Origin of the sequence: Bacillus sp. JJ1503 (genome assembly GCF_036965125.1) — a bacterium.
GTDB lineage: Bacteria > Bacillota > Bacilli > Bacillales > Cytobacillaceae > Cytobacillus.
On sequence record NZ_JBALOZ010000277.1, the window covers coordinates 220 to 5,804 of the forward strand.

General features: G+C 36.5%; 6 protein-coding genes. All 6 read right to left on the minus strand.

Annotated elements, in window-relative coordinates:
* Nucleotides 1–119: 119 nt before the first annotated feature.
* Entirely contained in the window at nt 120–584 is a 465-nt protein-coding gene (locus tag V7149_RS19940) for a YpiF family protein (RefSeq protein WP_335347339.1), read from the minus strand.
* Between the two features lie 98 nt (nt 585–682).
* A complete protein-coding gene (locus V7149_RS19945; protein ID WP_335347340.1) occupies nt 683–1,225 on the minus strand; it encodes a ReoY family proteolytic degradation factor in 543 nt (180 codons plus the stop codon).
* Between the two features lie 52 nt (nt 1,226–1,277).
* Nucleotides 1,278–2,537 carry a tetratricopeptide repeat protein gene (locus tag V7149_RS19950; RefSeq protein WP_335347341.1) on the minus strand — a complete coding sequence of 420 codons (1,260 nt, stop codon included), beginning with the start codon at nt 2,535–2,537 and terminating at the stop codon, nt 1,278–1,280.
* An 18-nt stretch (nt 2,538–2,555) separates the two neighbouring features.
* On the minus strand, nt 2,556–3,449 hold the full coding sequence (locus tag V7149_RS19955) for a hypothetical protein (protein ID WP_335347342.1): 894 nt from the start codon (nt 3,447–3,449) through the stop codon (nt 2,556–2,558).
* Nucleotides 3,450–3,584: 135 nt separating this feature from the next.
* A complete protein-coding gene (gene aroA, locus V7149_RS19960) occupies nt 3,585–4,874 on the minus strand; it encodes a 3-phosphoshikimate 1-carboxyvinyltransferase (protein WP_335347343.1) in 1,290 nt (429 codons plus the stop codon).
* Nucleotides 4,875–4,911: 37 nt separating this feature from the next.
* A partial coding sequence (locus tag V7149_RS19965; protein WP_335347344.1) for a prephenate dehydrogenase occupies nt 4,912–5,585 on the minus strand: 674 nt, incomplete at its 5' end.

A 5,585-nucleotide genomic window follows, 5' to 3' on the forward strand; every position in this document is an offset into this window, starting at 1 on the left:
CTTCTTAACGACCTTCGTATGCATTTTTCCGACTGGAAGGGAGTTTTGAACCCTTCTTAACGAGCTTCGTCTTCATTTTTTCGACTAAAGGGAGTAATAACCCTTAATAACAACCTTCATCATTTAGCATTTTGCCATTTTTGCATAAACAGAGTTAATAGCTGTTTAACTTGATCCTCGAGTATAGAATTTCGATTTCGCTCATCCATATGTTCAAGTGGAATGGATGGAAGCCAAATTAAACTTCCATTTAGCCGATCTTCAATTCCTTTCCAGCTGCTGTCAGAGGTGACGTGAAAAACATGCTTAAAACCATTTGCAAATAATTCATTCTCCCAAACCTTTACATCCTCGCCAAGCTTGTCCATTGTTGCTGATTTAAGATAAGAAAATCCCGTCAACATCATAACCCTTCCCCTAAACTGTCTTTCTAGCTGAACACTTAGTAAGGAAATAAACTCACTCATCGAAGCTGATTGTTTCATATCATTGCCGAGGGAAACAGGAAGCAATGGCAATACTGCTGTATCCACATACTCTTTTGACTGAAGAAACTTATCAATATCCTGAGAAATCCACTTCATCCAACTCACTCCATATTTCTAATTTATCCTATTTATCTTAACACTATTATGAAATTGCGACAAAAAAATAAAAGCCTGCTAATAATAGCAAGCAAGGATTAAGACTTTAATTTATTTAGTTTTTCAGTTAATTGGATGAAAGCGGACTCGTCTTGACTGTCCAAAGCCTCATCAATTTCCCTTAGAAGGGTCTCTCTTTGAAATTTCTTTATGCTGTCGCAAAGAAACTTTTCAGCAACCATTTTATCCTTCTCACTAATTTCCATTTTATTCGGTAAAAATGGGTTTTCCTCCAAAACAGCTGCATATTGATGGGCTTTATTGGAAGCGTGGAAATTTAGCTGGATAAAGATATCCTCATCACGATTAAGCCGTATGTCATGAAAAGATTTCTCTGCATCAGTCGTCATGACATTTTCCTTGTAGAAACGAAACGGGACTTCGTCAACACAATGAGTTGACATTATTAATCCTTTCGGACAATACTGTGCATGCTCAACAAAATGAACTTTTTCCATTAACTGATCATGGCTCATTAAGTAGTTAAGAATCCATACACATTCCCGTCTCTTTAATTGATAATGGTTTAGAAACCAGCGAATAAAATCTTTTTTCTCGTTGACAGATACAGGGGCTGACATATTCGATTCCCTCCTCTGCTATTACAAAATTAATAAGCCCATTTCACTTTTTTCATTGATCCAAGAGTCTTTGTAGTATTTCCTGATATTCAATGATGCCTGGCTCAAGTTTTACTAATTTACTAAAAACTTCGGCAGCTTCAGTGCTTTTTCCTTCCTCAATTAAAAAATTTCCGTAATCTATTAGAAAATCCGGCTCTTCCTTAAAGAAAGTATATGCACGATTGTATTTGTTTAATGCCAATGAATATTCTTCAAGCTGGTGATGGGCTAAGGCTGAATCCCAAATAAGCTGCGGCTCCTCTTCCTCAAAATCACTTAACAATTCCGTAATTTCCAAAACATCTTTATTTCTTTCCTGCCTAAGAAAAAGCTTTGTTAAGCTGGCCCCTGCTTCAATATATTCTGGGTCAAGTGCAAGCGCCTCTCTTAATAAATTTTCTGCTTCCTGTTCCTTGCCTAACTTTAGCGCAAGTTTACCGCCATATAAATAAAGCTCTTTATTATATTCATCATATTGAATTCCCATCTTAATCGCATTAAAGCTGTCTTCTAATTCCTCTTCACGCTCGTAAGCCTTGGAAAGATTGATATATAAGGAATGATATTCGGGATCAAGCTCCTTTAATTCATTAAACTTTTCGATGGCCGTTCTATTATATCCTGCTTGCAGTGCAGTAAATGCATAGCTAAACAGTGTATTAATTTCAAGTTTATCCTCCATAGCTTTTTCGTAGTAAGGCAAAGACTCCTCGAATGCTCCTCCCACGCTAAGAACCTCTGCTAGCCTCTGATTAACATTCACACCTGCAATGATTTCATCTGTATTAAGAACTTGTCTATAGATTTTTGCAGCTTCGAGAAATCTGCCTTGTTCTCCGTAAAGTTCGCCAAGTGCAAAATCAACAATTACCTCTTTAGGCAAAATGGACTTTGCTTTTAACAGCTTTTGTTCACTCACCTCATATAAACCTTCCATTTGATAAAGATCAGCAAGCAGCAATAGCGATTGCGGGAAACTTGGATCTTCCTCTTGTACTTTCTCTAAAACGAGTATTGCTTCATCCTCTTCTCCAAGATCAATATGAGTTTCTGCTAAAAGGACAAGCAATTCTCCCTCTTCCGGATAAGATTCAAGCAGTCTTTCGAATATTTTTTTTGCTTCCTCCAGAAATCCGTAGTGAAGTAATTCCTCACCTAGAACATATCTTTCTTCATGAGATCCATTTAATAAAATTCTCTTATAATGGGTCAACGCTTCTTCATGTTGACCGTTTTCAAGCAATTTAATAATTTCATTTATTTTCTCCATAGTAAGTTCCTTTCACGTCTATACGTCAATCTTAAAAAATGATGGTGTTTTTATTTTAACATGCTTGCCATATCCAGGCCTATAAACAACATCATGGCCAGAACGGATAACAAATCCATTTTGAACTGTAATGACTAACTTATCTCTATGATAATGAAACAATTGAGATTCTTCAATTTTTCGTATTTCTCTGCTTTGCAAATAGTAATTATAAGACAATTCGCACCCTTGATAAATGCTTGCCTTGAATGGATAAATCCCCATCTTACATAAAGCGTCATTTGGGATGGGCTTATCTTCTTGTAATTCTTCCTGTACAAACGGGATTTTTTCTTCTTTCATGAGCCTTTTCCATTCATTTGCGTCCTGTTTATTAGCATTCATAAATATTGGTATTAGGGGGCTGTTATAAGGAAACATAGCCTCCCGAAGCCATCCCCAAGGCAAATTGAACAGCTCGTACACTTGATTAATCTCAACAAAGATAGCGGGAACTTTTTCCTGCTTACACTTTCTTAAAAAAGATTGGGTTAATAGCCGGATTGGTATCCGAACACCTATAATAAAATCAATTGGGCTATTTAGCAGATGTATTTTTAAACGTTTAATTGCAGCTGATAATTCATACTCATGCTTCACAGCTGCCACTGTTATGAAGGTCGTGCATCCTTTTAGAATAAATTCTTCCATATAAAATTTTTTCATTTCCTGAAAAGATTTTTCTAACGGAAAATCTTTTTTAAACAGGATTGAAGTGGGGGCCATTATAAATGGTTCAGCATTCATTTTTATATACTTATACCTTTTAAAGTCTGGTTTAATTGATACTATGGATCCGTTATCAATTAAAAGTGAGGCTTTCGTTAATTTCTGGTCCTTAAGAATATTGGCGTTTTCAATGATATATGTCATAAAACCACCCTTTATACGGTCTTAAGACAAGCTATGAAAAATATTAATATTTATGATTATTTATTTAGAAGTTATTCTCAATTTAATATTTGTAACAAAACAAAAAGAGGCTGATACGCAGCCCCTGAATAATATTTACTTACTAAGACTTTCTAAATGTGTAAAAAATGAAGGATAAGAGATATAAATTGACTCTTCATTTTTGAGGAATACCTCTTCCTTACATATAGCTGCGGCGATGGCAAGCATCATTCCAATTCTATGATCACCGTAACTTGAAACGATTCCACCGTTCAATTGAGAATTTCCTTTAATAATCATTCCATCCTCTGTTGCTTCAATATCTGCTCCAAGTTTCGTTAGCTCATTTACTACCGTATCTATCCGATTTGTCTCTTTCACCTTTAATTCCTCAGCATCTTTAATAACAGTTTCACCCTCAGCTTGTGAAGCTAGTAGAGCGATAATAGGGATTTCATCAATCAGTCTTGGAATTAGGTCGCCTTCAATCGTGATTCCCTTTAGAGTCGATGTTTTAATCGTAATATCTCCACACGGTTCAAATGTATCGTCTTCATAAGGAACAATGGTCATATCAGCGCCCATTGCTTTCAAAACATCAATAATTCCCGTTCTTGTCGAATTTAAGCCAACATTTTTTAATGTTATACAGCTATTAGGCACGATAGCCCCTGCAACGAGGAAGAAAGCCGCAGATGAAATGTCGCCTGGAACATGTATATCAGTTCCTGTAAGCTTCTGATCACCCTTAATGCGAATTGTACGTTCATCCACTTCAATCGAGCCGCCAAACTTATTTATCATTCTTTCAGTATGATCCCTAGTTTTCACTGGCTCTATGATAGTTGTAGTCCCATTTGCCTGTAATCCCGCAAACAACAGAGAAGACTTAACTTGGGCACTTGCAACAGGTAATGAATATTCCATTGGTTTTAACGAGCCGCCTGAAATGGAAATGGGTGTATATTCACCATTCTTCCTGCCCTGTATGACTGCTCCCATCGTTTGTAATGGCTTTGTCACCCTAGTCATCGGTCTTTTCCCAATCGATTCGTCTCCAACTAATACAGAATGAAAAGACCGTCCAGCAAGAATGCCTAACAATAATCGAATAGTTGTTCCCGAATTTCCGACATCTAATATATCTGAAGGTTCCTTTATCCCATCAATGCCGTTTCCTTCAATGATCACTTTATCCTCTAGTTGCTGGATGGATATACCTAATTTTTTAAAGCAAGCGATTGTACTTAAACAATCCTCCCCGAGCAAAAAGTTTGTAACGGTCGTTTCCCCTTCAGCAATAGCCCCAAACATGATGGATCGGTGGGAGATTGATTTATCACCTGGAATATTGATTGATCCCCTTAAAGAAGGAATACTGGTCTTTAATTTAATTGGCTTCAAAAAAAACACCCCTTATATATGCTTTTTTCTCCCAAACTTAAATTCCTACAGAGGTTTCAAAATTAGTGTAATTATGAATACAAACCTCTGCACGCGCACGATCTTCTTCTGTTTGGAAACTAATAATTAGGATTCCATTAATATCCACTCGAGTTTCCAGGATTCGAATATTAGTAATGCTGATATCCTCTTTTGCTAAATATCCTGTAATCTCAGAAATTACACCTGGATAGTCAGGGATATCAACAAACAGATCGTAAAAAGATGGGATAGCTCCTTTTTCTTTTTGTGGCAATTCATCACGAAATTGCTTAGCACGATGAAAATAATGATAAATTTCATGTTCATTTTCTTCGGCAAGCATGTTAGTAACTTTCTGCATTTCTTTTTGCCAATCATCAAGAAGATGTAACATAACTTCTTTATTATGCAGTAAAATGTCTCTCCACATTTCAGGACTGCTAGATGCGATTCTTGTCACATCTCGAAAGCCTCCAGCTGCCAAACTTGGTACTAGCTTTTGCTTTGCACTTGTTTTCTCAGCTTGATGAACGAGAGAGGCTGCAATAATATGCGGAAAATGACTGATAACTCCTGTTAAATAATCATGTTCCTGTGGGGATAAGGTAATAAATCTTGCTTTTGTCCCAGAAAGCCAATTTTGCAGTTCCTGTAGCTTACTGTTTGAAATATGATCTTCAGGCGTAAAAA

Excerpts from the sequence above, each read along its gene's own strand:
- V7149_RS19940 (WP_335347339.1), bottom strand. The coding sequence starts at position 584 with ATGAAGTGGATTTCTCAGGATATTGATAAGTTTCTTCAGTCAAAAGAG.
- V7149_RS19945 (WP_335347340.1), bottom strand. The coding sequence starts at position 1,225 with ATGTCAGCCCCTGTATCTGTCAACGAGAAAAAAGATTTTATTCGCTGG.
- V7149_RS19950 (WP_335347341.1), bottom strand. The coding sequence starts at position 2,537 with ATGGAGAAAATAAATGAAATTATTAAATTGCTTGAAAACGGTCAACAT.
- V7149_RS19955 (WP_335347342.1), bottom strand. The coding sequence starts at position 3,449 with ATGACATATATCATTGAAAACGCCAATATTCTTAAGGACCAGAAATTA.